21 protein-coding genes are annotated in these 26,868 nt (G+C 63.4%); 8 read left to right on the top strand and 13 right to left on the bottom strand.

Annotation, left to right across the window (positions count from 1 at the left end):
• Positions 1 to 13: 13 nt before the first annotated feature.
• From ilvN to Q0K12_RS06345, 6 genes are all read right to left on the bottom strand, one after another.
• Positions 14 to 505 (bottom strand): acetolactate synthase small subunit, encoded by a 492-nt coding sequence (ilvN, locus tag Q0K12_RS06320; protein ID WP_297228343.1) that lies wholly within the window; start codon positions 503 to 505, stop codon positions 14 to 16.
• Between the two features lie 10 nt (positions 506 to 515).
• Positions 516 to 2,207 (bottom strand): biosynthetic-type acetolactate synthase large subunit, encoded by a 1,692-nt coding sequence (gene ilvB, locus Q0K12_RS06325; RefSeq protein WP_297261130.1) that lies wholly within the window; start codon positions 2,205 to 2,207, stop codon positions 516 to 518.
• Between the two features lie 21 nt (positions 2,208 to 2,228).
• Positions 2,229 to 2,459: a DUF465 domain-containing protein gene (locus Q0K12_RS06330; protein WP_297228341.1), complete on the bottom strand. Its 231-nt coding sequence runs from the start codon at positions 2,457 to 2,459 to the stop codon at positions 2,229 to 2,231.
• A 157-nt stretch (positions 2,460 to 2,616) separates the two neighbouring features.
• The gene (locus Q0K12_RS06335; protein ID WP_297261132.1) at positions 2,617 to 2,916 is read right to left on the bottom strand and encodes a YggT family protein; all 300 of its coding nucleotides are present in this window, start codon (positions 2,914 to 2,916) and stop codon (positions 2,617 to 2,619) included.
• Positions 2,907 to 3,575, bottom strand: a complete 669-nt coding sequence (locus tag Q0K12_RS06340; protein ID WP_297261134.1) for an HAD family hydrolase — start codon at positions 3,573 to 3,575, stop codon at positions 2,907 to 2,909. Before Q0K12_RS06340 ends, Q0K12_RS06335 begins: the two co-directional genes overlap by 10 nt.
• A 2-nt stretch (positions 3,576 to 3,577) precedes the next feature.
• Positions 3,578 to 4,468, bottom strand: a complete 891-nt coding sequence (locus tag Q0K12_RS06345; RefSeq protein ID WP_297261137.1) for a hypothetical protein — start codon at positions 4,466 to 4,468, stop codon at positions 3,578 to 3,580.
• 203 nt (positions 4,469 to 4,671) lie between these two features.
• On the opposite strand from Q0K12_RS06345, the gene pdxS reads away from it, so the two are divergent.
• Entirely contained in the window at positions 4,672 to 5,553 is an 882-nt protein-coding gene (gene pdxS / locus Q0K12_RS06350) for a pyridoxal 5'-phosphate synthase lyase subunit PdxS (RefSeq protein ID WP_297261139.1), read from the top strand.
• A 1-nt stretch (position 5,554) separates the two neighbouring features.
• Complete coding sequence (gene pdxT / locus Q0K12_RS06355) at positions 5,555 to 6,148, top strand: pyridoxal 5'-phosphate synthase glutaminase subunit PdxT (protein WP_297261141.1); 594 nt, start codon at positions 5,555 to 5,557, stop codon at positions 6,146 to 6,148.
• Positions 6,149 to 6,268: 120 nt separating this feature from the next.
• On the opposite strand, the gene Q0K12_RS06360 is transcribed toward pdxT, so the two are convergent.
• From Q0K12_RS06360 to hydG, 4 genes are all read right to left on the bottom strand, one after another.
• Complete coding sequence (locus Q0K12_RS06360) at positions 6,269 to 7,918, bottom strand: bacteriohemerythrin (RefSeq protein ID WP_297261143.1); 1,650 nt, start codon at positions 7,916 to 7,918, stop codon at positions 6,269 to 6,271.
• 456 nt (positions 7,919 to 8,374) lie between these two features.
• Positions 8,375 to 9,577: an iron-containing alcohol dehydrogenase gene (locus tag Q0K12_RS06365; RefSeq protein WP_297261144.1), complete on the bottom strand. Its 1,203-nt coding sequence runs from the start codon at positions 9,575 to 9,577 to the stop codon at positions 8,375 to 8,377.
• Positions 9,578 to 9,794: 217 nt separating this feature from the next.
• Positions 9,795 to 12,839 (bottom strand): hypothetical protein, encoded by a 3,045-nt coding sequence (locus tag Q0K12_RS06370; protein ID WP_297261146.1) that lies wholly within the window; start codon positions 12,837 to 12,839, stop codon positions 9,795 to 9,797.
• 127 nt (positions 12,840 to 12,966) lie between these two features.
• Positions 12,967 to 14,361 carry a [FeFe] hydrogenase H-cluster radical SAM maturase HydG gene (hydG, locus tag Q0K12_RS06375; protein ID WP_297261148.1) on the bottom strand — a complete coding sequence of 465 codons (1,395 nt, stop codon included), beginning with the start codon at positions 14,359 to 14,361 and terminating at the stop codon, positions 12,967 to 12,969.
• Between the two features lie 526 nt (positions 14,362 to 14,887).
• On the opposite strand from hydG, the gene Q0K12_RS06380 reads away from it, so the two are divergent.
• The 6 genes from Q0K12_RS06380 to Q0K12_RS06405 all read left to right on the top strand — a co-directional run bounded on the left by Q0K12_RS06380 (position 14,888) and on the right by Q0K12_RS06405 (position 23,801).
• Entirely contained in the window at positions 14,888 to 16,258 is a 1,371-nt protein-coding gene (locus tag Q0K12_RS06380) for an aminotransferase class III-fold pyridoxal phosphate-dependent enzyme (protein WP_297261150.1), read from the top strand.
• Positions 16,259 to 16,370: 112 nt separating this feature from the next.
• Positions 16,371 to 17,480 carry a BMP family ABC transporter substrate-binding protein gene (locus tag Q0K12_RS06385; RefSeq protein WP_297261152.1) on the top strand — a complete coding sequence of 370 codons (1,110 nt, stop codon included), beginning with the start codon at positions 16,371 to 16,373 and terminating at the stop codon, positions 17,478 to 17,480.
• A 394-nt stretch (positions 17,481 to 17,874) separates the two neighbouring features.
• Positions 17,875 to 18,993, top strand: coding sequence for an alanine dehydrogenase (gene ald / locus Q0K12_RS06390; protein ID WP_297261155.1), 1,119 nt, complete (start codon positions 17,875 to 17,877; stop codon positions 18,991 to 18,993).
• Positions 18,994 to 19,359: 366 nt separating this feature from the next.
• Positions 19,360 to 20,418, top strand: coding sequence for an ABC transporter substrate-binding protein (locus Q0K12_RS06395; RefSeq protein WP_297261157.1), 1,059 nt, complete (start codon positions 19,360 to 19,362; stop codon positions 20,416 to 20,418).
• A gap of 398 nt (positions 20,419 to 20,816) precedes the next feature.
• Positions 20,817 to 21,995 (top strand): MFS transporter, encoded by a 1,179-nt coding sequence (locus Q0K12_RS06400; RefSeq protein ID WP_297261160.1) that lies wholly within the window; start codon positions 20,817 to 20,819, stop codon positions 21,993 to 21,995.
• 348 nt (positions 21,996 to 22,343) lie between these two features.
• Complete coding sequence (locus Q0K12_RS06405) at positions 22,344 to 23,801, top strand: catalase (RefSeq protein ID WP_297261162.1); 1,458 nt, start codon at positions 22,344 to 22,346, stop codon at positions 23,799 to 23,801.
• A 270-nt stretch (positions 23,802 to 24,071) separates the two neighbouring features.
• Here Q0K12_RS06405 and trpA read toward each other — a convergent pair whose 3' ends face one another.
• From trpA to Q0K12_RS06420, 3 genes are read right to left on the bottom strand one after another with little or no spacing between them, the layout of a single operon-like run.
• Positions 24,072 to 24,839: a tryptophan synthase subunit alpha gene (trpA, locus tag Q0K12_RS06410; protein ID WP_297261165.1), complete on the bottom strand. Its 768-nt coding sequence runs from the start codon at positions 24,837 to 24,839 to the stop codon at positions 24,072 to 24,074.
• A gap of 14 nt (positions 24,840 to 24,853) precedes the next feature.
• The gene (gene trpB / locus Q0K12_RS06415) at positions 24,854 to 26,044 is read right to left on the bottom strand and encodes a tryptophan synthase subunit beta (RefSeq protein WP_297261166.1); all 1,191 of its coding nucleotides are present in this window, start codon (positions 26,042 to 26,044) and stop codon (positions 24,854 to 24,856) included.
• Positions 26,041 to 26,685, bottom strand: a complete 645-nt coding sequence (locus Q0K12_RS06420) for a phosphoribosylanthranilate isomerase (protein WP_297261168.1) — start codon at positions 26,683 to 26,685, stop codon at positions 26,041 to 26,043. Before Q0K12_RS06420 ends, trpB begins: the two co-directional genes overlap by 4 nt.
• Positions 26,686 to 26,868 lie beyond the last annotated feature (183 nt).

The following is a 26,868-nucleotide window of genomic DNA, read 5'->3' on the forward strand; positions in this document are numbered from 1 at the left end:
GCCCCGGCGGGGCTCACTCCGCCAGCTTTTTGGAGCGGCGCATGGCCACGGAGCCGGTACGCGCCAGCTCCTTGATGCCGAAGCGGTGCAGCAGGCTGATGATGGCCTCCAGCTTGCCGTGATCCCCGGTGGCCTCGATGGTCATTTCCGTGGCGCTCACGTCCACGACCTTGCAGCGGAAGATCTCCACCGTGCGCAGGATCTCGCCGCGCATGGCCCCTTCGGCCTGCACCTTGACGAACATCATCTCCCGCTCCACGGCGGGGATTTCGGCAAAGTCCACCACCTTGATGACGGACACGATCTTGTGGAGCTGCTTCATGATCTGCTCCAGGATCTGGCTGTCGCCATACGTGGTGATGGTCATGTGGGAAACGCCCTCTTCCAGCGTGGGGGCCACATTGAGCGAGTCGATGTTGAAGCCGCGGCCGCTGAAGAGCCCCGCCACACGGGAGAGCACGCCGGGCTCATTCTCCACCAGAACAGAAAGCACATGTCGTTCCATGCCGCCCCTCCTACACCAAGAGCATCTCGTCCAGGGCAGCCCCGGCGGGCACCATGGGATAGACGTTTTCCTCACGTTCCACGGTCACGTCCACGATGGCCGGATTGGGCGAGGACAGCGCGGCCTCCAGCACCGGGCGCAGCTCCTCGGGCCGGGAGATGCGGTAGCCCTCGGCGCCGTAGGCCTCGGCCAGCTTCACGAAATCGGGCTGCGCCTCCATGTTGGTGAAGCTGTAGTTGCGGTCATAGAACAGTTCCTGCCACTGCCGCACCATGCCCAGATGCCGGTTGTTGAGGATGATGACCTTGATGGGCAGACGGTACTGCACCACGGTGGCCAGCTCCTGGATGTTCATCTGGATGGAGCCGTCACCGGCCACGGCCACGACCTTCTTGTCCGGGAAGGCGCACTGCGCCCCGATGGAGGCCGGGAAGCCGTAGCCCATGGTGCCGAGCCCGCCGCTGGTCAGCAGGGTACGGGGCCGGGTGAAGGGATAGAACTGAGCCGCCCACATCTGGTTCTGGCCCACTTCGGTGGTGATGATGGCCTCGCCGCTGGTGAGCGCGTACACTTCCTCGATGACGTGCTGCGGCTTGATGTGGTCATTGCGGATGTAGCCGAGGGGCTTGCTCTGCTTCCACTGGGCCACGGTCTCCAACCAGGCCTCATGATCGCCCCGCCAGTCCACGTGCGCCATCTTGCCCGCGGCGATGTCCAGCATGCCGGAGAGCGCCAGCTTGCAGTCCCCCACCACCGGCACGTCCACTTCCACGTTCTTGCGGATGGACGTGGGGTCGATGTCGATGTGGATGATGCGCGCGTGCGAGGCGAAAGCGGAGATCTTGCCCGTTACGCGGTCGTCGAAGCGCGCGCCCACGCAGACGAGCACGTCGGCATTGTTGATGGCCATATTGGCGGCATAGGCCCCGTGCATGCCCACCATGCCCAGCCAGAGGTCGTCCGTGGCCGGGAAAGCGCCAAGCCCCATGAGCGTGCAGGATACGGGCAGATGCAGGGCATGGGCCAGCTCCCTGAGGGTCGCCGCCGCATCGGACATGATGACGCCGCCGCCGGCCAGGATCATGGGACGGCGGGCCTGCGCCAGCACTTCCACCGCACGCCGCAACTGATTGAGGTTGGGCTTGTAGGTGGGGTTGTAGCTGCGCATGTAGATGTCTTCAGGCCAGACGAATTCCGCATGGGCCTGCATCACGTCCTTGGGCAGGTCCACGAGCACGGGGCCGGGCCGCCCGGAGCGGGCGAGATAGAAGGCCTGCCGGATGGTCTTGGCCAGCTTGCGGATGTCCTTGACCAGAAAATTATGCTTGGTGCAGGGCCGGGTGATGCCCACGATGTCCACTTCCTGGAAAGCATCGTTGCCGATGAGTTTCGTGGGCACCTGTCCGGTAAAGACCACAAGAGGAATGGAGTCACAGTAGGCCGTGGCTATGCCCGTGACCGTATTGGTGGCGCCGGGACCGGAAGTCACCAGACAGACGCCCACCTTGCCGGAAGCGCGGGCATAGCCGTCGGCCGCGTGCACAGCCCCTTGCTCGTGCCGAACCAGGATATGCTTCAGCTCGGGATGGCGCGGCAGTTCATCATAAATATCAAGGACCGCGCCGCCCGGATAGCCGAACAGCACGTCCACCCCTTCCTTTTTCAGGGATTCAAGGAGAATCTGTGCACCTGTGAGTTCCATGACGATAAGGCTCCTGCGCCGTTACTTGCCTTCGGCGCGATATTTATCCAACAATTCCATCAGTCTGGTTTTGCCTTCCAGCTTCTGCTTCTTCAGCTGCTTGAGGGTCTGCTCCTCGGTGGGGGTGCGGAAGGTCTTGGCTTCCAGCTTTTCCACCTGCTTTTCATAGAGCACATGGTCTTCCCAGAGGGATTTCAGCTCCGGATCAGTGGGGGCCAACTTTTCCAGAAGTTCAATTTCATGCTGATCCATAAGAAATCTCCAGTGTTAGGGGTTGAAGCCCGGCTGGGCATGATTACAGGTGATGCCGGGACAGGCTCGGCGGCCATGCCGTAGCCGGCCTGCACGGGGATCGCGCCCCGGCGCGTCCCGGTCCCGGGCCGCCGTCCGCCCGCCGCAGCGGAACGGTCTATATCGAGGCGGCGTACTGCGCGAGGGAACGCACGACGATCTGATCGACGAGCTGGATGGCCAGCAGCACTACCACGGGAGAGAAGTCGATCCCCGCGCGGTAGGTGAAGGGCATCCATTTGCGGACATAGTAGAAAGCCGGTTCCGTCATCATGCGCAGAGCGCGCACGATGGGATTGTAGGGATCCGGCCGCACCCAGGTGATGACCGCCGCAACGATGACGATCCAGAAATAGAGATTGAGCAGCGTGCTGAGCACGCTCACCACGGCCATAAGAACATTTTGAATCACGAACACGCTTGTCGCTCCACGCTGTCAGTAAGAGCCGCCCGAAGAGCGGCATAGTCCATGACCACCACATCCCCCGCCAGCTCCTCATTGCCGAAGGAAGCGAACGGGATGCCCGCCGCGCCCGCCGCCCTGCCGTCGTGAGAACTGTCTCCCACAAAGAGTACACGCTCCGGCGGCAGGCCCCAGGCCGACAGGATGTACTGCGCGCCCTGCGGGCTGGGCTTGGGCAGAATGCCGGGAGTATCCGCGGCAACCACAGGATTAAAATAGGGAGGCATGCCGAAAATGTCCAGAACCGTTTGCACGCCGATGCCCGTCCTGTTGGTGTCCACCGCCATGCGCACGCCGTGGGCGTGCAGCCAGTCCACCGTCTCACGGAAGCCGTCGCACAGACGCAGCAGGGGCAGGATGTCCCGCCGGTAGTTCACCACCTCTCGGGTGACGTAATCTATCTGCGGATGCAGTTCCTCCGGCAGGATATGCTCCAGCGCCTGTCTTGCCGTGGCCATGAAGGAGAAGCGCTCCTGCTCCGGGGTCATGGACGGCAGACCAAAGTGCTCGAGCACCCGGTTGTAGTAGATGCCGTTGGCGGAGCGAGAGTCGATGATGACGCCGTCACAGTCAAAGATGACTCCGCCAAGTCCCTGTGGAAACAGTTCGCCCATCGTCAGTTCCCCCACGTCAGCAAGATAAGAGGACGTTCCCAATGCGGTTGGCAGCCCGGGCAGCGCGGGCGCTGCAGCACCTGCCAGAGCGGCGCCTCAAGGACAAGAAGGGGGGGGCCGTCCTCGCAGGCGAGCTCCGTCCGCAGCTCCGCCGGGGCCGGGAGCATGTCGCCACGTTCCAGCAGGGCCTCGCGCAGGCCGGCTTCCGCCACGATGCATGCCCCTTCGGGCAGGAAGTGACAGGCCGCGTCCAGCACCCGCCGCCACGGCGGCAGCATGGACGCCAGAGCGGCGGCCTCCTCCGGCTGTTCGGGCATCACTCCCCGCAGGATGTCGTCCGGAAGATCCGACGAGGCGGCGTCCGCGTTCTCGCCGTCCAGCGCGGCAGCCAGGTGGGCCCGGCCTCCGGCATAGCGCCGGTGCAGGGCGGCCATCTCGGCAAGACGCTCCTCCTGCAGCCAGCAGAGCAGCAAAAGCCGCTGCGCCCGGCAAAGGCGTTCCCGCGCCTCGGCCGCCTCGGCCGCCGCCAGCGCGGCCGTCTCGTCGCCCGCCCCGGCGGCAAAGGCCGCACGCGCCGCGCTTTCGGCCTGCCCCCGCAGGGAGTCGCGCTGCCGGCCCTGCCAGGCGCGCAACGGCGTCCCGCTCAGCGCCGCATCGGTCATGCGCTGCAGATCCTGCAGACAGGCCAGCGCCTGTTGCGGCGTCAGCGGGAAATTCCCGGGATGGAACCACGGCCCCTGCGGCGCGGGTGCGCCGCTCGCCCCTTGCCGGAGCGTCTCATCTTCCCGGGGCAGTCCCGGCCACAGACGGGGCAGCCCGGCAAGCGGGGACGGTGTCTCCTCCCCGGCCAGCGGCCCGCGCACCACAGGCAAACGTACATATATTCCGCTCATATTCCTTCTCACAAAAAATTGATTAGTAGACCGCTCCAGACGGAAAAGCAAGTTCTTCTCCCGAGCCCCGCATCCTGCGCCATACGGCAAAAAAAATGCTTGCATGCCCGGCCGAATCGTCTAAATTGGGAATCCTTGCCGTATTCGTGCGGCGTTCATTCCCCTTTTTTCCGGAATTCCGGTACAAAAAGGAGAACAACACTATGGAACAGGGTACCCTTCGCCTCAAGACGGGCCTCGCTGAGATGCTCAAGGGGGGCGTCATCATGGACGTGACCACTCCCGAACAGGCGAAAATTGCCCAGGACGCCGGGGCCTGCGCCGTCATGGCGTTGGAGCGCGTGCCTGCGGACATCCGCGCCGCCGGGGGAGTCGCCCGGATGGCCGATCCTACCATCGTGGAACGCATCATGAAGGCCGTGAGCATTCCCGTCATGGCCAAGGCGCGCATCGGCCACTTTGTGGAAGCGCGCATCCTGGAAGCACTGGGCGTGGATTACATCGACGAAAGCGAGGTGCTTACTCCCGCCGACGACAAGTATCACATCAACAAGCGGGACTTCACCGTCCCCTTTGTCTGCGGCTGCCGCAATCTGGGCGAAGCCCTGCGCCGCATCGCCGAAGGAGCGGCCATGATCCGCACCAAGGGCGAACCCGGGACCGGCAACGTCATCGAGGCCGTCCGCCACTGCCGCCAGGTGCTGGACGACATCCGGCGTCTTTGCGTCCTGCCTGAGGATGAAGTGGCCAATTACGCCAAGGAGATCGGCGCGCCGCTGGAGATCTGCCTGCTGGTCCGCAAGGAGGGCCGCCTGCCGGTGGTGAACTTTGCCGCCGGCGGCATCGCCACCCCCGCCGATGCGGCCCTGATGATGCAGCTTGGCTGCGACGGCGTCTTTGTGGGTTCCGGCATCTTCAAGTCCGGCGACCCGGCCAAGCGTGCCCGGGCCATCGTGCAGGCCGTGACGAACTATAATGACTACAAGCTGCTGGCCGAGATCTCCAAGGATCTGGGCGAACCCATGGTCGGCATCGAGATATCCAACATCCCCGCTGCCGAGCGCATGCAGGAACGGGGCTGGTAATATGGCGCTGGTTGGCGTTCTTGCCCTGCAGGGGGCATTCAGGGAACATGCGGCGGCCGTCTCCCGGCTGGGAGCGGATGTGCGGGAACTGCGCCAGCGCAGGCATCTGGACGGCATCGACGCCCTCATCCTTCCCGGCGGCGAAAGCACCGTCATGGGCAAGCTGCTGACGGAGCTCGACATGCTCGAGCCCGTCCGCGAGCGCATCGCCGCGGGCATGCCCGTGTACGGCAGCTGCGCCGGGCTCATCCTGTTGTGCGAGACCATCGAGGACTCGACGCAGCCGCGCATCGGCCTGCTGCATGCTTCGGTGCGCCGCAACGCCTTTGGCCGGCAGGTGGACAGCTTTGAGACGGATCTTGCCGTCAAGGGGTTGGACGCTCCCCTGCGGGCCGTCTTCATCCGCGCGCCGCTCATTACGGCGGTGGGCCCGGACGTGGACGTGCTGGCCCGCGTGGACATGACGGCGCATGGCGGCGAAGGGGAGCGGATCGTGGCCGTCCGGCAGGGGAACATCCTTGCCACCTCCTTCCATCCTGAACTGACGCCAGATACCCGGCTGCATGCCGCCTTCCTGCGCATGCTGTCCGCCTGATCCTCAGTCTGATCTATAACAGCGCCCGGGCGCTTTTTTTTCGCCCACGCAGCGGCAACAAAAAAGGCACCCGGCTCTCCACCGGGCGCCTTTTTCTTTCCCAAACGGGACGGCGGCCGCCTAGCGGCTTCTGCCGTGCCCCTTGAGATAGGAGACGTAGCCCGGGTCGGTCCCCTGGATATGGTTGATGAGCCAGTCCTTGAGGAAGGCCAGCAGGTCCATGCTGACCGTGGTGGTGCCGTTCTTGATCTGCGACTCGAACTCTTCCAGCTTGGCCACAAAGCGGCGGTGCACATCCTTGTGCTCGCGGGTATGCGGGTAGGCCGAATGTTCGAAAAGCTGCTCTTCCGTACTGAAGTGCGAGGCCGTGTATTCGCGCAGATGCTGCATGATGGTCGCCAGCTCATCCTTGGCGGAATTGTTCTTCATGGCACTGTACAGATCATTGATATAGCTGCACAGCATGCGGTGCTGTTCGTCGACCAGCTGCACGCCGAGGTTGAGCTTGTCCGTCCACTGCACGAACTTGTCGCTGGAGGAAGCCATTTCCAGATTGCCGCTGAACAGCGCGTTGACGATCATGCCAAGATCTTCAATACCGCTCTTGAGGGAAAGGATGGAGCCCGTGAAGCTCTCCATATTGTCCGCGTTTTCCTCGGCGACCTGATGGATGGCCGCCAGCGAGGAGCTTGTCTGGCTGCTCTGACCGGACTGCTCCGCCACGGCGGCGGCAATGACCTTGAGATGGTCGGCCGTCTCTTCCATGCAGTTGATGATCTCTCCCATGAATTCGCCCGCGCGACCGGCGCGCTCCGCCCCTTCCACCGTCAGCTGCGCCGCGGCTTCCACGGCCTGCACGTTGTTGTGCGTCTCGTCCTGGATGGCGCGGACGGCGTCCTCCACTTCCTTGGTGGCGGTCATGGTCTTTTCGGCCAGCTTGCGCACTTCGTCGGCCACCACCGCGAAGCCTCGCCCGGCCTCGCCGGCCCGCGCCGCTTCGATGGCGGCATTGAGGGCCAGCAGGTTGGTCTGGTCGGCCACTTCATTGATGACGCTCATCACCTGCCCGATGCTGCTGGCCCGCTGGCCCAGCTTGTCCATGGCCCCCTTGAGGTGCAGGATGGTCTCCTTGACCGAGTCGATGGACGCCACGGCGCTGCGCACATCCTGCTCGCCCACGCTGGCCTTGCTGCGCGAGGTCTCGGCGCTGTCGGACAGATCCTGCACCCGCCGGGCCGACTCCACGGCGGCGTCGCTGATCTGCGTCATGGCGGAGCTGGTCTCCTCGAGCTGATAGCGCTGCACTTCCACTCCGTGGTTCACGTTGGCCACCACCTGCGAGATGCTGCGCGTCTCGCGCGAAAGACCAAGACATACGCCATTGGCCTTGGCCAGCAGCTTCCTGCGGGCTTCCACCTGCTCCGTAAGCTCTTTCAGCCCGGCATTGGCCTTGTCCAGATCGCTGCGGGCCGCCGCACGCTCTTCTTCCGCAGCGGCAAGCTTGCTCTCCAGCTCGCTGATGCGGGCCGCCCCCTGCGCGCGCTCCCGCTGCAGCAGGGCCGCCGCCTGCTCGGCAAGACTGCCGGCGCCGCCGCCCAGCACTTCCCGCATGCGCTTTTTCTCCCGTTCGGCAAGGACGGAGAATCCGATACCCGCAAGACAGCCGGCAATGAGCAGGACAAGCAGAAGGGTTCCGGCCAGACCGGTCGTCCCCGCAACGGCAAGGATGGCTGCCAGCACCAGGAGAATGGCATGCAGAACAATACCCATAAATCGCTCCTCTACGAAGTTTCTTAGCTTATCGTCGGATACAGGCTGCCCTTTAGGCAAAATACCAAGGAATATTTCCTGATAGCAAGAGCTCCGTTTAATGGCCTGAAAGCATTAAATTTCATAATGTAACATTATCCCCGCATGGAGGATGCCGCCGCGAGGCGCGCTCCCCGAGAACATTTTACCTTCGCCATAGGCAAAATGCGAGGCGGCGGCACAGCGCCGTTCGGCCCAACCCCAGCGAAAAGCCGCGCTTCTTCCGCGTAAGACCAGACCGTATGATTTGAAACGCCGGGTGTTTCAAACGAAAAATTTTCGACGGGGGACGGGCGCTTTGGGCAAGGGGGCGAAGATGGGTGGGGAGGCTGGCAAAAGCCCCCCGCTCGCGGGAGCGGGGGGCTCGTCAGTCAGCGGACGCGCCGGCCAAGGCTCACCGGCCGGCGAACGAACGGCTTAGAGGGCGGCCTTGTAAATGGCGGCCACAGCGGCATCCGTCATGATGCGGGGGTTGGTCAGGCCGCAGGCGTCCTTCTGAGCATTGGCGGTCATGGTGGGGATGTCCTCCTCACGCACTTCCTTGCCGTATTTCTTGCCCAGGGCGATGAGGCCCGCGGGGATGTTCACGTCACGGGAAAGGATGTTGATGGCCTCGATGGCGCGATGCGACGCATCGCTGGCGCTCAGATGGTCCACACGCTCGCCCAGCAGCTTGGCCACACGGCCGAAGCGGCGGCGGCAGGCGATAAGGTTGTATTCGCAGACATGGGGCAGCAGAATGGCGTTGCACTCGCCGTGCGGCAGGTCGTAGAAGCCGCCCAGCTGGTGCGCCATGGCGTGCACATGGCCCAGGCTGGCATTGTTGAAGGCCATGCCGGCAAGGTACTGGGCGTAGCACATGCCTTCGCGGGCTTCCTTGTCCTTGGCGCCGCAGGCCACGGAACGCCGCAGGTAACGGTTGATGTATTCCATGGCTTTTTCGGCACAGGCATCGGTCATGGGCGTGGCCGCGGTGGACACGTACGCTTCGATGGCGTGGGTCAGGGCGTCCATGCCCGTGGCCGCCGTCAGGGAAGCGGGCATGTTCATCATGAGGACGGGGTCGTCAATGGCCACGCTGGGCGTGCAGCGCCAGTCCACGATGGCCATCTTCACCTTGCGGGAGGTATCGGTGATGATGCAGAAGCGGGTCATTTCCGACGCCGTACCGGCGGTGGTGTTGACCGCCACATACGGCGGGAAGGGCTTGGAGGACTTGTCCACGCCTTCATAGTCATGGATGGTGCCGCCGTTGCTGACCACGAAGCCCACGCCCTTGCCGCAGTCATGCGAGCTGCCGCCGCCCAGGGTGATGAGGCTGTCGCACTTGTTTTCCTTGTACATCTCCGTGGCTTCGGCCACGTTCTTGTCCGTGGGGTTCGGCACCGTGCCGTCATACACCACGTACTTCATGCGGGCCTTGTCCAGGATGTCGGTAATGTGCTTGAGGATGCCGCAGGCGGCGATCCCCTTGTCGGTCACGATGAGCGGACGCTTACCGCCGATATTTTTCAGACGCCGGGGAATTTCGGAGCAACAATTTTCACCCACCAGCGTCACGTTGGGGATGAAGAAAGAGGTGATCTGACCCATGTGCATGCTCTTCACGTCCGTGCTCATAACGACTCCTTTTTTTCTACCGCAAAGGGCTCTGCGGCGTGTTTTGTGATGGTTAGGAGTCAGATTACGGCACTCACGGACTTATGACAAGCTCTTTTTTGCATAAAGACGAGTGACAGCTCCAAAAATCACAAGGCTGTTTGAGCGCACAACACAATAGGAAAAACATCGCGCCAGGGGCGGCAAACCGCCATGCCGCAAGCCAGATGCAACCCCGCTACAGGCTGTCCATCGCTTCCGCGCCATTCTGCGCAGTCGTCCCTTTCCGTACGTTGCTCCGGCACAATTGCGTCATGGCCCGCAGGTATTCGCCGTGCTTGTCAAGGAAAAAAGCAAGCGGTTTTGCAAAGTTGTGTCCAATCAGACCGTCCACCATGAGCTGACAGATCTCCCGTTCGCGCAAAAGCACCAATTGAGAACGAAAGAACACCCTTCTGTCGGCCGTCGACATGCCCCGGATGATCTGCCGGCAGGCTTCCTGGGCCCGCGGCAGATAAAACCAGAAGTACATGAGGTCCAGAGCGGCGATGATGAGCGCCCGCTCGAGCTTGCGGGCCTCGCGCCCTCCCCGTTCGCCCAGGCCGCCGGGCCGGGCAAGCTTGATGAGGGCGTCCTCCCGCGGGAAGAGCATCTCCAGCCGGGTATAGTAATCAAAGGCGCGGCGCAGTTTCCCCTCATAGTCCCGACGGCGCATGCGCATGTTGACCTTGCTGTCGGCCACCCCCTCGATGAGCGCCGCCACGGTATCCGAGGCGGTCTTGGAAATGATGGCCGCGCTCGGGGCCAGATAGGCCAGCGGATCCGTCACGCCCACGCTCAGCAGCAGGGCCCAGAGCCCCGTATTGTAGAGAGAGGAGATGGGGATGGCCAGGACGCTGCGGAACAGGTTGCCGATGGCCGCCTGCCGGGGGAAGCCGCGGTAGATGTTGTGGGCAAAGATATAGAAGCCGTTGATGACGTTGAGCACCGCAAAGACGAGCAGCGGTCTGTCCTCCACCGTCACGCCGCACAGGTCCTGCAGCAGGCCGGCCCGTATGATGCCCTCAAGCAGCAATACGGAGATGCCGGTATACATGAGGGAGTCGCACAGGCGGTTCATGCTGACGTGTTCCTTCCAGTGCGTCAGCGTGCCGCGCGTGGCCCCCTGCGCCGCCATGACCATTTGCAGGACGTTGCGTACCCCCGTGATGCCGAACCAGATGAAGCTGCCGAACCACGCGAGCACCCACCATTGCTGGGTGGCCTGGAAGGTGAAGAAGGCGGGGATGAAGCCCACCAGCACCTTGGCCCACAGGCTCAGTCCCGTATTGAGATAGCGGAAGCCGGGCGCGCCGTCCGGGGCCTTTTCCTTTTCCAGGAGTTCATTGGGCGCGGGGATGTTGTGTCCGCCCAGCGTGTGGATATTTCCCTGCTCGCTGTAGCGGCAGTCCTCGCTGGCGGATATCCATTCCTGCCGCCTTTCCTTGCCCAGCCGTTCCAGCAGGGGCAGGGAGCGGCAGCGGCCAAACAGCCGCTGCAGCCAGCCGGCATGCTCGGGCTCGGCAAAGACGAGCTTTTCCTCCACAGGCACATGAATGGGGATGCAGGGCGAGCCGTCCCGGCGCAGGGCCGCCACGCCGCGCGGCGGCAGCGTCTCCATGATGGCGAAGCCCATGCCGAAGGATCGCAACCGCGTTGCCGCATTGCTGCCGAGCTGCGTCCGCAGCGGGCTGCGCCGGTAGGTCTCCCAGAGCTTGGGCACATTGCGCAGGATCTCCTGGAACTTGGCCAGGCGCTCGCTGTCCCCCTCCTGCGCCATGCGCCGTATGATCTGGCGGATCATCTGCTTCATGCGCGGCCCGTGCCCGTGATTGAGCACCTGCAAGAGCTGACTGATGGACGCCATGCCGCCCAGTTTGCCCAGCATCCAGCTCTTGGTATTGAATATCTCCAGATGGGTGATGCCGCCCTGACAATCCCAGAGCAATTCGATGACGTCCTCGGCGGTCAGGTTTTCCGTACAGAGCGTCAGCTGATAGCCGGGCATGAGCTCCCGCAGCTGTCGGGTCAGCTCGGCGGCGGGCAGGCGGCGCAATTCCGGCTCATCCGGCGCGCTGCCGGGCATACCCGCATCGGGCAGCTCGCCGTCAAGCAGGGCGGCGAACCATTCATGATAGACCACATCGACGGAGATCTGTTCCAGCTCCCGGATCTCCTGCCGGGCGGCCTCATCGCCCTCCGCGGCCCGCCCTTCCAGCTGGCGGGCCCGCAGGCGCAGGCTCGGCAGGATGAGCTGATGCAGGTATTCGGCCAGCCGCAGCATGACGGAATGCCGTCTGCCCAGAAAATCCAGGAAATCGTCGGAATCCGCAGGCGAAACGGACACGCCCCATTTTGCCTGCAGCTGCGGGCGTTGCCGCTCGTTCCAGAGATCGAGCGCCTTCAGGGCCCGTTCGCGCCACCAGTGCAGCACCGCCCTGCCCCGCTCCTGCATCTTTTCCACCGGCGCACTGTGCATGAAGTCCAGAAAACCCTGGCGGGAGACGAAGCCGCGCGGCACCCACAAAAAACTGACGAACCGCCCGTGGAACGGCACCTGATACTCGATCCCCACCCGGACGGTCATCCCGGTTATGCCCGCCGCATCCAGCAGCTCTTCCGCGGCATCCAGCTCGATGCAGTTGTCGTAAAGCACCGTCAGGGATCGCAGGCCCTTGATCCAGGCATCCATGATGAGATGCGTCGGCGTCTTCCGGCCCTTGGTGTTGACGTCGTACACATGGTCGTCAAAGGCGATCTGGTTCCACTCCTCCGGCATTTCCGGCAGATGGTAGCGCGCGAGCATGCGCCGCACCACACGCGGCGTGCCCAGAGCGGCCTTGCGGAAGTCATGCGCCAGCTTGAGCTGCTCCGTACGGTCGCCCTGCAGGCGCACCATATCCTTCATGATCTGCAGCAGGACGCGCGCCGTATTGCGGCGCAGGGGGGAATGCGCGCTGGCCAGCACTTCATCGAAAAGACTCTGCAGCGCACACAGCCTGTCGCGGGAGTTGGAGCCGCCGACCTCCAGATTGCGCAGCAGGTTCACCGTGGCGTACGCCATGCGCGAAGCCTGGGAGGCCACCATCTCCTTTATGCCGTGAGGATGCAGCTCAGGATCGGCCAGGTCGTCGGAAAGCGTGGCCGGCGCACTGTCGGGCGCGTCGAGGATGCGGTTGACCAGCGTCCTGATGTCCTTGTCCTGCTTGTCGAAATAGGGGCTGAAACGATGTCTGCGCTGCATGAGGCGACGCACCTCCGATGTCTCCGGATGCTGATAAAATGGGCCCGTAAAGCGGAAGGCCGCCCGCAGGGGCGACCTCCGCAGAGAAGAAACAGGGGATCTTTGCCGTCTGCCGGTCCTGCCGGCCTCAGATGAATTCGTCCACGCGCCCGGCCCTGACCTTCTGCAGCAGACGCACGGACGCTCCCTTGTCCGGCTCCGGCATGGCCGCCAGCTTCTCTTCAATGAGCGCTTCCCCGAGGCGGCGGGTGGCGGGCGTGGCGTAATGGAGCAGGAACTCCAGGAACGAGGCGATGGAGTTGGGCCCGCACTGGCCCTTCATGCCGCACTCGCGCACCATGGAGAGGAACTCCACGCCGCTGCGGCCCAGACGAGGACAGGCCGTACAGAAGGATGGCAGATGGCGGGCCTCCTCCAGAAGGAAGCTCACCACATCGTCCACATGGCAGTTCTCGCCGATGGGGAAGGGCACGCCGCCGGGGCCGGGCAGCGGGCTCCAGTCTTCATAGGGATTGGCCACACTGCCGGTCAGCAGCTGCGAACAGCCCACGCCGCAGCCGTCGCGCCACAGGCCGGACGGCTCGCGGGAACTGAGGATGATGCCCGTGTAAGGGATGGCCAGACGCGTGATGGCCACGCAGCGCAGGAAGTCCTGATCGCTCACAGGGAAGGGAGCCTGCGTCAGGCCGCCGGGTGCGGGGCGCATGCGGTGCATGCTCACCGTGTGCCCGCCCGTGCCGTAGACGCTGGCCAGATGCGCGGCATGCAGGCTCAGGGCCAGCACATCGAACTGCCACGGGGCAAGCCCCAGCAGCAGGCCCAGGCCCACATCCCCCATGCCCGCGCTCAGGGCCTCGTCGGCGGCGTTGACGCGCCGCTCGTAATTGGCCTTGGGGCCGGCCTTGTGCACGGCCTGATAGTGCTCGGGATGGTAGGTGTCCTGATACAGGAGGACGGAGCCCACGTCGGCCGCACGCAGGACATCGTACTGATCGGCGGCCAGCGGCCCCACGTTCACGTTGACCCGGCGGATCTCGCCATCGCCTTCATACAGCGTATAGAGGATGCTCACCGCTTCCGCCAGGTATTCCACATCGGCGTTGGGCAGCTGCCCGCTGACCAGAAAGACGCGCTTGTGCCCCTGCCGGATGAGCTTGCGGCCGGCTTCGCTGATCTCGGGCGAGGTCATGTACTTGCGCTGCACCATGTCGTTGCCCTTGCGGTTGGCGCAGTAGAGACATTCGCTGCCGCAGTGATTGGTGAGGTGCAGCGGCGCCGAAAGGACGATGCGGTCCCCGTAGACCTTCTGCTTCACCTCGTCGGCAGTCCGCATGATGGCCAGCAGGCCGTCCGGCGAGGTCACGCACATGAGCGTCGCCGTTTCCGCCAGCGTCAGGGGACGAAGTGCGCGGGACTTGTCAAGAATGCCTTTCAGCCGGGAGGCATCGGGCGCCACGGCACAGGCCAGCGCTTCCTCGATGGCACGCACATCCAGCCAGGACGGGAGGGTAAAATTCGGCATGATTTCTTCCTCAAATGAGCTAATGAGCTAAAGACGTTCCGGACTCGGCCCGGGTCTGGCCGGAAGGGCCGACATGCACGCATGGCGGCCCCGGCTTACCCTGCGGGGCACATCATCGACCATAGCAGCGGGACGGTCGAAAAGCGAGAGATTTTTTTCACAGCCTCCGGCCTGCCCCCTTTGCGGCCATACCGGCATAATATGCAATAACCATCTAAAATAAAAAGTTAAAACAGTAATGATACGAAAAAGCGCCTTTTTTTGCCCTTGGGGACGGCTCCGAGGCGCTCCCGTGCCGGAAAAGCGCCCGACCTCAAGAAAAAAAGCAGGGAGGAGGCATTTTTTTATGTTTCATTCCAGGTGAATACGAAAAAAAATCGCTTGCGGTTGACAAGGGTTTTTAAAACTCCTATTTGTCCTGTTAGCCAATGTGAACCACGTTCCGAAAGGGCCCTGGCTTGCGACGGCGCGTGCGGCGCCACCGTAGAAATGAGCCCTAGACACCTAAATGATTTTGGAGGCTACCATGGCTCAGTGCAATCCCGCCGATCTGATCGCCACCGACAAGAAATATGTGTGGCACCATCTGACCCAGCACAAAGTGTATGAACATGCCGACCCGACCGTCTTCGTGGAAGCCAAGGGCAACCGCGTGAAGGACATCAACGGCAAGGAATATCTTGATGCCGTGTCCGGTGGCGTGTGGACCGTCAACGTGGGCTTCGGTCGTGAAAAGATCGTCAAGGCTGTGGCCGATCAGCTGATGAAGCTGTGCTACTTCGCCAACTCCTACGGCAACATCCCGACCATCGAATTCTCCAAGAAGCTCATTGAGAAGATGCCCGGCATGAGCCGCGTGTACATCTCCAACTCCGGTTCCGAAGCCAACGAAAAGGCCTTCAAGATCGTCCGCCAGATCTCCGCTCTGAAGCACGGCGGCAAAAAGAGCAAGATCCTGTACCGTGACCGTGACTACCACGGCACCACCATCACCACGCTGAGCGCCTGCGGTCAGTACGAGCGCCGCAACCAGTTCGGCCCCTTCACCCCTGGTTTCGTGGAAGTGCCCCACTGCTGCGCGTATCGTTCGCCCTTCGGTGATTGCGCCGATCTCGGCAAGAAATTCGCCAAGCAGATCGAAGAAGTCATCCAGAAGGAAGATCCTGATACCGTGGGCGGCCTGATCCTCGAGCCCATCACCGCCGGCGGCGGCGTCATCGTGCCCCCGGACGGCTACTTCGAGACCGTGCAGGAAATCTGCAAGAAGTACGGCGTGCTCCTGATCATCGACGAAGTGGTGTGCGGCCTTGGTCGTACCGGCAAGTGGTTCGGCTACCAGCACTTCGGCGTGAAGCCCGACATCGTCACCATGGCCAAGGGTGTGGCCAGCGGCTACGCGCCCATCTCCTGCACCGTGACCACGGAAGAAGTCTTCCAGGACTTCATCAACGATCCCAATGACCGCGACGCCTACTTCCGCGATATTTCCACCTTCGGCGGCTGCACCTCCGGCCCCGCCGCGGCTATCGCCAACATGGAAATCATCGAAGAAGAACACCTGCTCGACAACGTCGTGAAACAGGGCGAATACCTCATGGGCCGCCTGCTCGAGCTGAAGGACAAGTACCAGATCATCGGCGACGTGCGCGGCAAGGGCCTCTTCGCCGGTCTGGAACTGGTCAAGGACCGCACCACCAAGGAACCGGTGGACGAATCCGTGGCCGGCGCCGTGGTGGGCGACTGCTTCAAGCAGGGCGTCATCATCGGCAAGACCTCGCGCAGCTTCCGCGAGTTCAACAACACCATCTGCCTCAGCCCGGCCCTGATCTCCACTCAGGCCGACATTGACGAACTGGTCAATGCCATCGACAAGGCTCTGGCCAAGGTGTCTGCCTAATCGGCACGCACACTGACGACAAGGGGGGCTTCGGCCCCCCTTTTTTTGTCCCATGGGGCTGCCGCCGGACTGGCCCCGTCTTTTTATTCCCCTTCCCTCGCGAGACCTCGCCATGCCCATGCCGCCGCGCCGTTTCCCGTCCCCGTCCCTGTGCCGTACTTTGTCCCGGCCCCTGTCCCGCCGCCTGCCGGGCACGCTCGCCTGTCTGGCGCTCTGTCTTTTTCTGTGTCTGTCCTCGCTGCCTGTCCACGCGGCGCAGCCCGCCACGGCAGGCACGGTCTGTCTGCTGCTGGAAAGTCTGACGCCCGACAAGGGCTGGCACGATCAGCTCCGGGCCGGCCTTGCCCGCGCCGAAAAAGATTTCGGCATCACGGCCCGGGTGGTCGCCGCCCCGGCGGACAGCGATCAGCAGGCCATTTTCCGAGAGGAGGCCGCCCGGTCCGACCTTGTGCTCGTTGCCGACGACAGTCTGCACGAAGTGCTCCGCAACAATGCAGGCAACTTCCGCAAGGTGCATTTCGGCTGCATAGATACCGGGGTCCGGGCCGCCAATATCATGTCCGTCACCTTTGCCGACGAGCAGGCGGCCTTTCTGGCCGGGGCGGCTGCCGCCATGCTGACGGTCTCGGACAGCCGGGGCATGAACCCGCAGAAGACCCTGGGCTGGCTCTCCGGCAAGGAGACCGGCCCCATCGTCACCATGCTCAACGGCTTTCTGGAAGGCGCCCGGCTGATCGACCCGGAGATACGCATCGTCCACCGCAGCCTTGACTCTTTCGAGGACACGCAGCGGGCACAGGCCGGCTGTCGCGAACTGCTCGCGGAAGGCGCGGATATCGTGGTGCTGGCGGCAGGCAGCGCGGGACTTGCCGCGCTGGACGTGCTGGCCGGCCAGCAGGCGCTGGCCATAGGAATGGCCGAAGATCAGGACAGGCTGCGCCCCGGCCAGGTGCTCACCTCCATCCTCAAGCAGGGAGACCGCGCCGTCTACGAGATCGTCTCCAGCCATGTGCGGGGGAATTTCCGCGGCGGGGATATCGTCACCTACACGCTGGCGGACAAGGGGGTCGGCATCACCGACCTTCGCAGCTTCGCCGCAGGGGAAGGGAACAAGCTGCCGCCTCGCCTTGCGAGCCGCCTGACGGAACTGCGCCGTGAGCTCGAGCGCCAGGCCATCCGTCTGCCTTCGCTGCGCCAGGGAACGCTGTGCAATTGCCGCTGAGGTCGACGCTTGCCGCTCTGCCGGGGGATCGGCAAGCGCCGACCTCAGCCTGACGGATGCCGTCTCCGGCCAGTTCGTGAAAGAAATTTTTTTTTCGTGAAAACCCCGTGCAATCCTCTTGCTGTTGCAACGGAAAAGGGCTAGGGTCTTTTCGCGAGCTGCGGAGCGGACCTGTTTGTCTGTTCAATGATGCAGAAATGAGCACGTGCCCCGATGAGACACGAAGGCCCAACCGCATCGGCAGGCGCCGCAAGCCTTGGAGCAATACCCTACCTGAAAGATCCGGCCGTTTCGGCTGATCAGCACGGTTGCCCCAAGTCCGTTTGCGAAAGGGTATGTCCGTCATGTACGGAATTTTTCATCATTCACTTGCAGCCTTTCAGGAGGGCTTCAAATGCTTATCGGCGTTACTAAAGAAATCAAGGCCAATGAACATCGCGTGGGTATCACCCCTGCCGGCGTCAAAGCTCTGAAAGACCACGGCCACGACGTCATGATCGAAGTGGGCGCCGGTCTCGGCAGCCGCATCTCCGACGACGAATACAAAGCCGCTGGCGCCACCATGCTGCCCGTGGCCGACGTGTGGGCCAAGGCCGACATGATCATGAAGGTCAAGGAGCCTCTGCAGAGCGAATACAAGTACTTCCGTGAAGGCCTGCTGCTCTTCACCTACCTGCACCTGGCCGCCGACAAGCCCCAGACCGACGCCCTGCTGAACTCCGGCGTGGTGGGCCTTGCCTACGAAACCGTGCAGCCCGAAGACCGCACCCTGCCCCTGCTGGCCCCCATGTCCGAAGTGGCCGGCCGCATGTCCATCCAGGTGGGCGCCAACATCCTGACCAAGCATGCCGGCGGTTGCGGCGTGCTGCTGGGTGGCGTGCCTGGCGTGCAGCGCGGTAAAGTCGTGATCGTGGGCGGCGGTATCGTGGGTACCAACGCTGCCAAGATGGCCATCGGTCTCGGCGCCGAAGTGACCATCCTCGACAACAACCTGAACCGTCTGCGTTACCTCGACGACATCTTCGGCGCTCGCGTGCAGACCATGGCTTCCAACAGCCACAACATCGCCGCCGCCGTGAAGGACGCCGACCTCGTGATCGGTTCCGTGCTCATCCCCGGCGCCAAGTGCCCGCAGCTGGTGACCGAAGAAATGATCAAGACCATGCGCCCCGGTTCCGCCGTGGTGGACGTGGCCATTGACCAGGGCGGCGCTGTGGAAACCACCGCCGGCCATCCGACCACCCACGAAAACCCGACCTTCGTGAAGCACGACGTCGTCCACTACTCCGTGGCCAACATCCCCGGCGCTGTGCCGATCGCCTCCACCTACGCCCTGACCAACGCCACCCTGCCCTTCGCTCTGCAGCTGGCCGACAAGGGCTGGAAGAAGGCTTGCGCCGACAACATCGCGCTGGCTCGCGGCCTGAACACCGTCAACGGCAAATGCACCTTCAAGGGTGTGGCCGACGCCTTCGGTCTGCCCTACGTGCCCGCCGCCGACCTGCTGAAGTAAGCATTCGGCACGCACTGTCCCGCCTGCTCGCAGGCAACGGACGGTATGACGGCAACGTCAAGCGCCCTCTGTGCAAACGGAGGGCGCTTTTTTTACCTGCGGACGGGCAGTCTCCCCCCGCCGGGATAGCGATCCCGTCTTTCCGCCTGGACAGCCTGCCGCCTCTTTCCTCCTCAGCGCATACCGTACTTTTGCCTCCTGCGGCATTTACCGCTTTTTCAGGGCATTCGTACACTTGCGGCCCGCGTCAGGACAGCGTATGCTGAAAGAATACGGCGGCACGGTACGCACTGTCCGCCAGAAGCATCACCCCGGGGACATCCCCCACCATCCTGCCTGCCGACAACATCTTTTGGAGAGACGTGTATGCTGAAAAAACTTCTTTGTATGGCTCTTGCCGCCTTCATGCTGCTGAGCACGGGCATCCGTCCGGCATCGGCCGCCGAGCTTGTGGAAGTTCCCACGGCCTGGCTTGACGAGCACGAGACGTTCCTCATGTGGTATGCGGTGGAAAAGGGCTGGGACGTTGAGGCCGGGCTGAAGATCAAGATGCAGCTTTTCAGCTCGGGCGCGGATATCCTGAACGCGCTTCCTTCCGGCAAATGGGTGTATGCCGGCATGGGGGCCGTGCCGGCTATGCTGGGCAACCTGCGCTACGGCACGTCCATCATCGCCCTGGGCAATGACGAATCCCGCTGCAATGCGGTGCTGGTGCGGCCTGACAGCCCCATCGCCAAAGTCAAGGGCTGGAACAAGGAGCATCCCGCCGTTCTGGGCAGCCCCGCGACGGTGCGCGGCAAGACCTTTCTGGTCACCACGGTCTCCTCGGCCCACTATGCCCTCAGCGCCTGGCTGGAGACCCTTGGGCTGACCGACAGCGACATCGCCATCAAGAACATGGATCAGGCGCAGGCCCTTGCCGCCTTTGAAAACAACATCGGCGACGGCGTGGGCCTCTGGGCCCCGCACATGTTCGTGGCCATGGACAAGGGAGCCGTTCTCGCCGCCGACATGAAGACGCTGGGCAAGGGCAATCCCATCGTGCTGGTGGCCGACACGCGCTATGCGGAAAAAAATCCTGACGTCACGGCGCGTTTCCTGAGCGTCTATCTGCGCGCCGTCAAGATGTTCAAGGAAACCACTCCGGAGATGCTTGTCGGCGAGTACCAGCGTTTCCACCGCGAATTCGTGGGCAAGGATTATGACGCGACCCTGGCGCTCAAGGACCTGCAGTACCATCCCGTCTACGATCTGCAACAGCAGCTCGCCCTCTTTGACGACAGCAAGGGGCCGAGTCAGGTGCAGCAGTGGCAGGCCGACATCGCCGCGTATTTCAGCAGCATTGGCCGCATCACGGCGGATGAAGCCAAGAAGGTCGCCGACGGCAAGTACGCGACCAATGCCTATCTCAAGCAGATAAAGTAGCGGACATGCCGCAACGTCTGCCCCAGCCTGCATGACAGGCCGGACACGCCATCATGAGGCCCGGCCGGGTATCCCCCCGGTCAGGGCCTCTTTCATTGCCCTCCTCCCGCTGAGGCCGTCCCGCCGCATGCCGGCCCAAGCGCAACGCCACCGCCTGCACCTAAACCGTGTGGCATGCCGTACCGACGCGGATGCAAAAAAAATGGCGGAAGCACCAGCCAGCGTACGGCCGGTTTTCTTCCCGCCAGAGGAAGGAAAAGGTGGTGCTGGCCGCCTGGACACGCAGATCAAGACTGTGCAGACAGTATATCGGTCAGCTCTTGCATCCTGAAGAGCTTCAGTGCAGACTGCTTCTGCCTTACGGCCTTCCCCCTGTAACTCTTACCTGGATCCTTGCCATGCCTTCTCCTGCCGCCGGTCATTTCTCTCCACGCCGCTACTACCGCACCGCGCTCATGGCCTTCTTTTTTGTCATGGGCCTCGTCTTCGCCTCATGGGCCATCCGCATCCCCGACATCAAGGCACGCCTCTCGCTGGGGGATGCCGCCCTGGGCAGCATCCTGCTGGCCGCGCCCCTGGGCGAGATGCTGGCCATCGCGCCCACCGCCTGGCTGCTTGGGCGTATCGGCAGCCGTCACGGCATCGACTGCGCCCTGCTGCTCATGCCCGTCTGTCTTGTGCTGCTGGGCCTCGCCCCGTCGCCCGCGCTGCTGTTTGCCGCACTGCTCTGCTTCGGCTTTGCCAACAATATGCTCAATATCGCCCTCAACACGCAGGCGGTCGATGTGGAGATCCTCTACAGCCGCAGCATCATGGCCACCTTTCACGGCATGTGGAGCCTTGGCGGCCTTGTGGGAGGTCTCCTGGGAGCCGCCATCGCCCCGCAGGGCATCGCGCCGCTGCCGCACTTCTGCGCCGTCCTCTGTCTGGTGCTGCTCACGCTGTTCAGCCTGCGGCACTGGACGCTGCCGCGTGCCGTACGCATCGGTGGACGCCAGAAAGCGAAAACTTCCGGGCGTTTCCGCATGGACGCCTACCTGCTGGTACTGGGATTCATCGCCCTGGGCAGCATGGCGACGGAGGGCGCCATGTACGACTGGAGTTCGGTCTATTTTGCCGATGTCGTTCAGCCCGGCGAGGCCCTCGTCCGCGTAGGCTATGTGGTCTGCATGGCCTGCATGGTGCTGGGCCGCCTTACCGCGGACGGCCTGGTCAATCGTTTCGGCGTTGCGCTGGTGCTGCGTCTGAGCGGGCTTTCCATCGCAGCGGGGCTGAGTCTGGCTGTTCTCTTCCCCTCTCTTGTCCCGGCCACCTTGGGCCTTGGGCTTGTGGGTTACGGCATGGCCTCGGTCGTGCCGCTTTGCTACAGTCTCGCAGGCAAATCCACCAGAGTCCCCGCGCGCGTAGGCATCTCCCTTGTGTCCAGCGTGAGCTTTTTGGGCTTCCTGGGCTGCCCGCCACTCATCGGCTTCCTCTCCCACGCCGCAGGCAGTCTGCGCTGGGCTTTCTGCCCCATCATCGCGCTGGGCCTGTCCATTGCGCTGCTGGTCCCTGTGCTGCGTCGCCTGCGGGCCTGACATATGCCGGGCGTGCCTCTTTTTTGAGGGAGAGGGGGACCCCGCGCCTCGCGCGGGCGGGGTCCCCCTCCCCCTCAAACTCCCCTACCCCTCCCCCGCGCGCTTTCTCCGTGGGACATCGCTGAACTTTCATGCACATTTACTTACCCTTCCTTCAGGTTTCAGCTGACAAAAGCCTAATTTGAAATTTATTTTCTGAAATCTTAGGGGGTTAAGTACTTTTTAATGATAATAGTAATTATTACTATTTACTTTTCACCTGTTCTTTGCCATGTTGACTTCAGCAACGGCGCAACAGGCCGTTAGTTCGCTTCCCCTTCAACGATCAACCCGCAAGGAGAGCACATCATGGCAGACAACAAGGATCTTCTCACCACCAACGCCGGCGCGCCCGTCCCCAACAACAATCATGCCCTCACCGCCGGACCGCGCGGGCCCATGCTCATGCAGGACGTCTGGTTTCAGGAGAAGCTTGCCCATTTCGACCGCGAAGTCATCCCCGAGCGCCGCATGCACGCCAAGGGTTCCGGGGCCTACGGCACCTTTACGGTCACGCACGACGTGACCGCCTACACCCGGGCTTCGCTCTTTGCCGAGATCGGCAAGAAGACCGATGTTTTTGTCCGCTTCTCCACGGTGGCGGGCGAGCGCGGCGCGGCGGATGCCGAGCGTGACATCCGCGGTTTTGCCGTCAAATTTTACACGGATCAGGGCAACTGGGACATGGTGGGCAACAATACGCCGGTGTTCTTCCTGCGCGATCCGCTGAAATTCCCGGATCTGAACCATGTGGTGAAGCGCAATCCGCGCACCAACATGCACAGCGCCAAGGACAACTGGGATTTCTGGACGCTGCTCCCCGAAGCGCTGCACCAGATCACCGTGGTCATGAGCGATCGCGGCATTCCGGCCACTTACCGTCACATGCACGGTTTCGGCAGTCATACCTACAGCCTGATCAATGCGGAAAACAAGCGTTTCTGGGTCAAGTTCCACTTCAAGAGCCAGCAGGGCATCAAGAACCTGACCGACGCCGAAGCGCAGGAACTCATCGGCCGCGACCGCGACAGCCATCAGCGCGACCTCTATGAGCACATCGAAAAGGGCGACTATCCCCGCTGGACGCTCTATTTCCAGGTCATGCCCGAAGAGGACGCCGAAAAGCTGCCCTACCATCCCTTTGACCTGACCAAGGTCTGGTACCACTCCGACTATCCGCTCATCGAGGTGGGCGTGCTGGAACTGAACCGCAACCCGGAAAACTACTTTGCCGAAGTGGAGCAGGCCGCCTTCAATCCCGCCAACCTCGTTCCCGGTATCGGCGTGTCGCCTGACAAGATGCTGCAAGGGCGTCTGTTCTCCTACGGGGACGCCCAGCGTTACCGTCTCGGCGTCAATCATCACTTGATCCCGGTCAACCGGCCCCGCTGCCCCTTCCACAGCTTCCATCGCGACGGCCAGATGCGCGTGGACGGCAACCACGGCAGCTATACGAGCTATGAGCCCAACAGCGAAGGCGCCTGGAAGGAACAGCCGGACTTCACGGAACCGCCCCTGAAGATCAGCGGCGATGCGGCCCGCTGGGACTACCCCTGCGATGATGCCGACTACTTCGAGCAGCCCGGCCGCCTCTTCCGGCTCATGACGCCCGAGCAGCAGGAAGCTCTCTTCGGCAACACGGCCCGCGCCCTTGGTGACGCCCCCAAGGAGATCAAGCTGCGCCACATCCGCAACTGCGCCAAGGCGGACCCGGCCTACGGCGCGGGCGTGGCGCGAGCCTGCGGCATCGCTGAAAGCGAGATCTAAGCACAACCTCCCGGCGGCCCGGCCAGTCTGAGGCCGCCGCACTCCCCCCCACCCTCTCACAAAAGCAGGGGCTGCCGTGACGCCACGGCAGCCCCTGCGCTTCTTTTCCGTATCCAGGATCTAAATCATTTTCAGTGCGAAACGCTTCGCGTTTCACACCATACGGCCCGTCGTTTCGCGGAAAAAATGCGGTTTTTTCCGTTTGGTTTCGGCCGGGCGGCGGCACTGTGCCGCCGCCTCGCGGCCCTCCTTTTTCAAAGGCGAAACGCTCTATTTCCAGCGGGCGATAAAGGTCGCGGCGCTGCCGCCTTCGTCCAGATGGCGCAGCAGGGCGCTGCCGAAAACCGCGGCATCAGGCCGGGCGTCCGGCGGCAAGTCCTCTATCTGCGCGGGTTCGGAAAGGCCGAAGCCCAGCGCCAGCGGCAGGGAGAATACCGTACGCGCCCGGCGCATGGTGGCCGCCACCTGCGGCACGAGCAACGAACGCTGGCCCGTGGTGCCCATCGTCGAGACCACATAGACGTATCCCAGACTGACTTCCGCGTAACGCCGCATGCGCTCTTCATCCGTATTGGGCCCCACCAGCGCGATCAGGGCGATCCCCCGCGTAGCCAGCAGGGCACGCAGCTCGCCGGCTTCCTCATACGGCAGATCCGGCACGATGACGCCATGAACGCCCGCACGGGCCGCATCCTCGGCAAACTTTTCCAGCCCGTACTGCATGATGGGATTGTAATAGCCCATGAGCACCATGCCGCAATGGAAAAAATCCTTGCGCGCTTCCAGTTCGCTCAACAGACGAGCCAGGCTCATGCCGTCGCTGAGCACCCGGCGGGAAGCCTCTTCCACCACAGGCCCGTCAGCCACAGGGTCGGAGAACGGGATGCCGATCTCGATGATGTCCGCGCCGCCCTCGTCCAGTTCCCGCACGGCGGGCCAGAAGCTGCCCTCATCAGGGAAACCGGCCGTCACAAAGGGGATAAGGGCCGTTCGTCCGGCCTCACGCGCAGCGCGGATCTTCTCTTCCAAAATATGCATGACTCCACCCTCCTTCAGCAAAACTCGCCCACGGCCTGCAAGCCCAGCGCCTTGCGCACGATGCCCAGATCCTTGTCGCCCCGTCCGGACAAGTTGACCACCACCTTGCTGCCCGGCGCGAATTCCTCGGCATGGTCCAGCGCCCAGGCCAGCGCATGCGAGGATTCCAGCGCGGGCAAAATGCCCTCGGCCCGGCAAAGCCGTTCAAAGGCCGCCAGCGCGCGCTGATCCCGCACCATCACATACCGCACCCGGCCGCTCTTGTGCAGATAGGCGTGTTCCGGCCCGACGCCGGGATAATCCAGACCGGCGGAAATGGACTGGGAGGGCTCAATCTGCCCGTCGTCATTCTGGAGCAGCATGGTCAGGCTGCCGTGCAGCACCCCCGGCACCCCCAGACTGAGCGGCGCGGAATTGAAGCAACCCGGCTCGCCCGAGCCCGCGGCCTCCACACCGATGAGCTTCACGCCCGGCTCGTCCAGAAAAGGATGGAACATGCCGATGGCATTGGAGCCGCCGCCCACGCAGGCCACCACGGCATCCGGCAGTTTGCCCGCCCGCTCCCGCATCTGCTCGCGCGTCTCCTCCCCGATGACCTGCTGGAACATCCGTACCAGCGTGGGGAAGGGATGCGGCCCGGCCGCCGTGCCGAAACAGTAATGCGTGGTCTGCTGCTGGGCTATCCAGGCCCGCAGAGCCTCATTGATGGCGTCCTTGAGCGTACGCGTGCCGCTTTCCACCGGGATGACCGTCGCCCCGAGCAAACGCATGCGCATGACATTGGGAGCCTGCCGTTCCACGTCCTCCGCGCCCATGTACACCGTGCAGCGCATGCCCAGCCGGGCCGCCGCCACGGCCGTGGCCACCCCGTGTTGTCCGGCTCCGGTCTCGGCCACCAGCGCCGTCTTGCCCATATACCTGGCCAGCAGCGCCTGCCCCAGCGTATTGTTGATCTTGTGTGCCCCGGAATGCAGCAGGTCCTCCCGCTTGAGCCAAAGCTCGATGCCCAGCTCCTCGGAAAGACGCGGGCAGAACGTCAACGGCGTGGGACGCCCGGCAAAATTGTGCAGCAGATCCCGCAGTTCCGCCTGAAAACGCTCCGTAGGCAGGATGGACTGCATGGCCGCTTCCACTTCCAGCAGCGGCGGCATGAGCAGCTCCGGCACGAAGCAGCCGCCGAATTCGCCGAAATAGCCCTTTTTCATTCTTCCTCCCGCAACGGCTCCGCCGTCGCCTGACGCACGGCCTGCACGACCGCCGCCATCTTTTCCCGATTCTTCACGCCCGGCGCGTCTTCCACACCGGAATTGACATCCACTCCGTCCGGCCCGCACTGCCGCAGGGCCTCCGCCACATTGTCCGGCCCAAGCCCTCCGGCCAGCCACCACGGACGCGGCCAGCGCACACGCCCCAACGCTCCCCAGTCCAGCACGCGCCCGCTGCCGCCGCCCCCTTTGCCGGCATCCACCAGAAACGCCGCGCAATACGGGGCCTCCCGTTCCAGCTCCGCCTGCAAGGCCACCATATCCGCATACCGCTGCGGCCAGACGACCCGCCACAGCCGCTCCGCCCCCAGCCGGCGCGCACAGGCCGCCGTGTCCTGACTCCCGTGGAGCTGGGCCACATCCAGCCGCGCCGCCGCCATGATGCGGGCTATCTCCTCCTCTTTCTGTTCCACAAAAACGCCCACCCGCGCAAGCCCCGGCGCAGATAACGCCACCGCCTGCTCCGGCCCGCAGCCGCGCGGGCTCGCCGCATGAAAAACGAAACCCACCATGTCCGCCCCCAGCCCGGCCGCCGCCTCTATATCCTCCTGACGCCGCATGCCGCAAAACTTGATACGCATATGTCTTTTCTCTCCCTGGAGGGGGAAGGGGCCGGGTTTTGCGGGGGAAGGTGACCTTTGAAAAGGTCCCCCTCCCCCGTACCCCCTCCCCCCGAAACGTTTATTCTGGTCAACTTCCCGCCGTCATATCCCGCACGCCGTCTCCTGACTGCTCCGTCCCCCGGCGCCATGGGAGAGATGGTT

It is taken from the genome of uncultured Desulfovibrio sp., assembly GCF_944324525.1.
Lineage (GTDB): Bacteria > Desulfobacterota > Desulfovibrionia > Desulfovibrionales > Desulfovibrionaceae > Desulfovibrio.

Excerpts from the sequence above, each read along its gene's own strand:
- Q0K12_RS06405 (WP_297261162.1), top strand. The coding sequence starts at position 22,344 with ATGGCAGACAACAAGGATCTTCTCACCACCAACGCCGGCGCGCCCGTC.
- trpB (WP_297261166.1), bottom strand. The coding sequence starts at position 26,044 with ATGAAAAAGGGCTATTTCGGCGAATTCGGCGGCTGCTTCGTGCCGGAG.
- pdxT (WP_297261141.1), top strand. The coding sequence starts at position 5,555 with ATGGCGCTGGTTGGCGTTCTTGCCCTGCAGGGGGCATTCAGGGAACAT.
- ilvB (WP_297261130.1), bottom strand. The coding sequence starts at position 2,207 with ATGGAACTCACAGGTGCACAGATTCTCCTTGAATCCCTGAAAAAGGAA.
- Q0K12_RS06380 (WP_297261150.1), top strand. The coding sequence starts at position 14,888 with ATGGCTCAGTGCAATCCCGCCGATCTGATCGCCACCGACAAGAAATAT.
- Q0K12_RS06330 (WP_297228341.1), bottom strand. The coding sequence starts at position 2,459 with ATGGATCAGCATGAAATTGAACTTCTGGAAAAGTTGGCCCCCACTGAT.
- Q0K12_RS06365 (WP_297261144.1), bottom strand. The coding sequence starts at position 9,577 with ATGAGCACGGACGTGAAGAGCATGCACATGGGTCAGATCACCTCTTTC.
- ilvN (WP_297228343.1), bottom strand. The coding sequence starts at position 505 with ATGGAACGACATGTGCTTTCTGTTCTGGTGGAGAATGAGCCCGGCGTG.
- hydG (WP_297261148.1), bottom strand. The coding sequence starts at position 14,361 with ATGCCGAATTTTACCCTCCCGTCCTGGCTGGATGTGCGTGCCATCGAG.
- Q0K12_RS06400 (WP_297261160.1), top strand. The coding sequence starts at position 20,817 with ATGCCTTCTCCTGCCGCCGGTCATTTCTCTCCACGCCGCTACTACCGC.
- Q0K12_RS06360 (WP_297261143.1), bottom strand. The coding sequence starts at position 7,918 with ATGGGTATTGTTCTGCATGCCATTCTCCTGGTGCTGGCAGCCATCCTT.
- Q0K12_RS06385 (WP_297261152.1), top strand. The coding sequence starts at position 16,371 with ATGCCCATGCCGCCGCGCCGTTTCCCGTCCCCGTCCCTGTGCCGTACT.
- ald (WP_297261155.1), top strand. The coding sequence starts at position 17,875 with ATGCTTATCGGCGTTACTAAAGAAATCAAGGCCAATGAACATCGCGTG.
- Q0K12_RS06420 (WP_297261168.1), bottom strand. The coding sequence starts at position 26,685 with ATGCGTATCAAGTTTTGCGGCATGCGGCGTCAGGAGGATATAGAGGCG.
- Q0K12_RS06395 (WP_297261157.1), top strand. The coding sequence starts at position 19,360 with ATGCTGAAAAAACTTCTTTGTATGGCTCTTGCCGCCTTCATGCTGCTG.
- Q0K12_RS06345 (WP_297261137.1), bottom strand. The coding sequence starts at position 4,468 with ATGAGCGGAATATATGTACGTTTGCCTGTGGTGCGCGGGCCGCTGGCC.
- trpA (WP_297261165.1), bottom strand. The coding sequence starts at position 24,839 with ATGCATATTTTGGAAGAGAAGATCCGCGCTGCGCGTGAGGCCGGACGA.
- Q0K12_RS06370 (WP_297261146.1), bottom strand. The coding sequence starts at position 12,839 with ATGCAGCGCAGACATCGTTTCAGCCCCTATTTCGACAAGCAGGACAAG.
- Q0K12_RS06340 (WP_297261134.1), bottom strand. The coding sequence starts at position 3,575 with ATGGGCGAACTGTTTCCACAGGGACTTGGCGGAGTCATCTTTGACTGT.
- pdxS (WP_297261139.1), top strand. The coding sequence starts at position 4,672 with ATGGAACAGGGTACCCTTCGCCTCAAGACGGGCCTCGCTGAGATGCTC.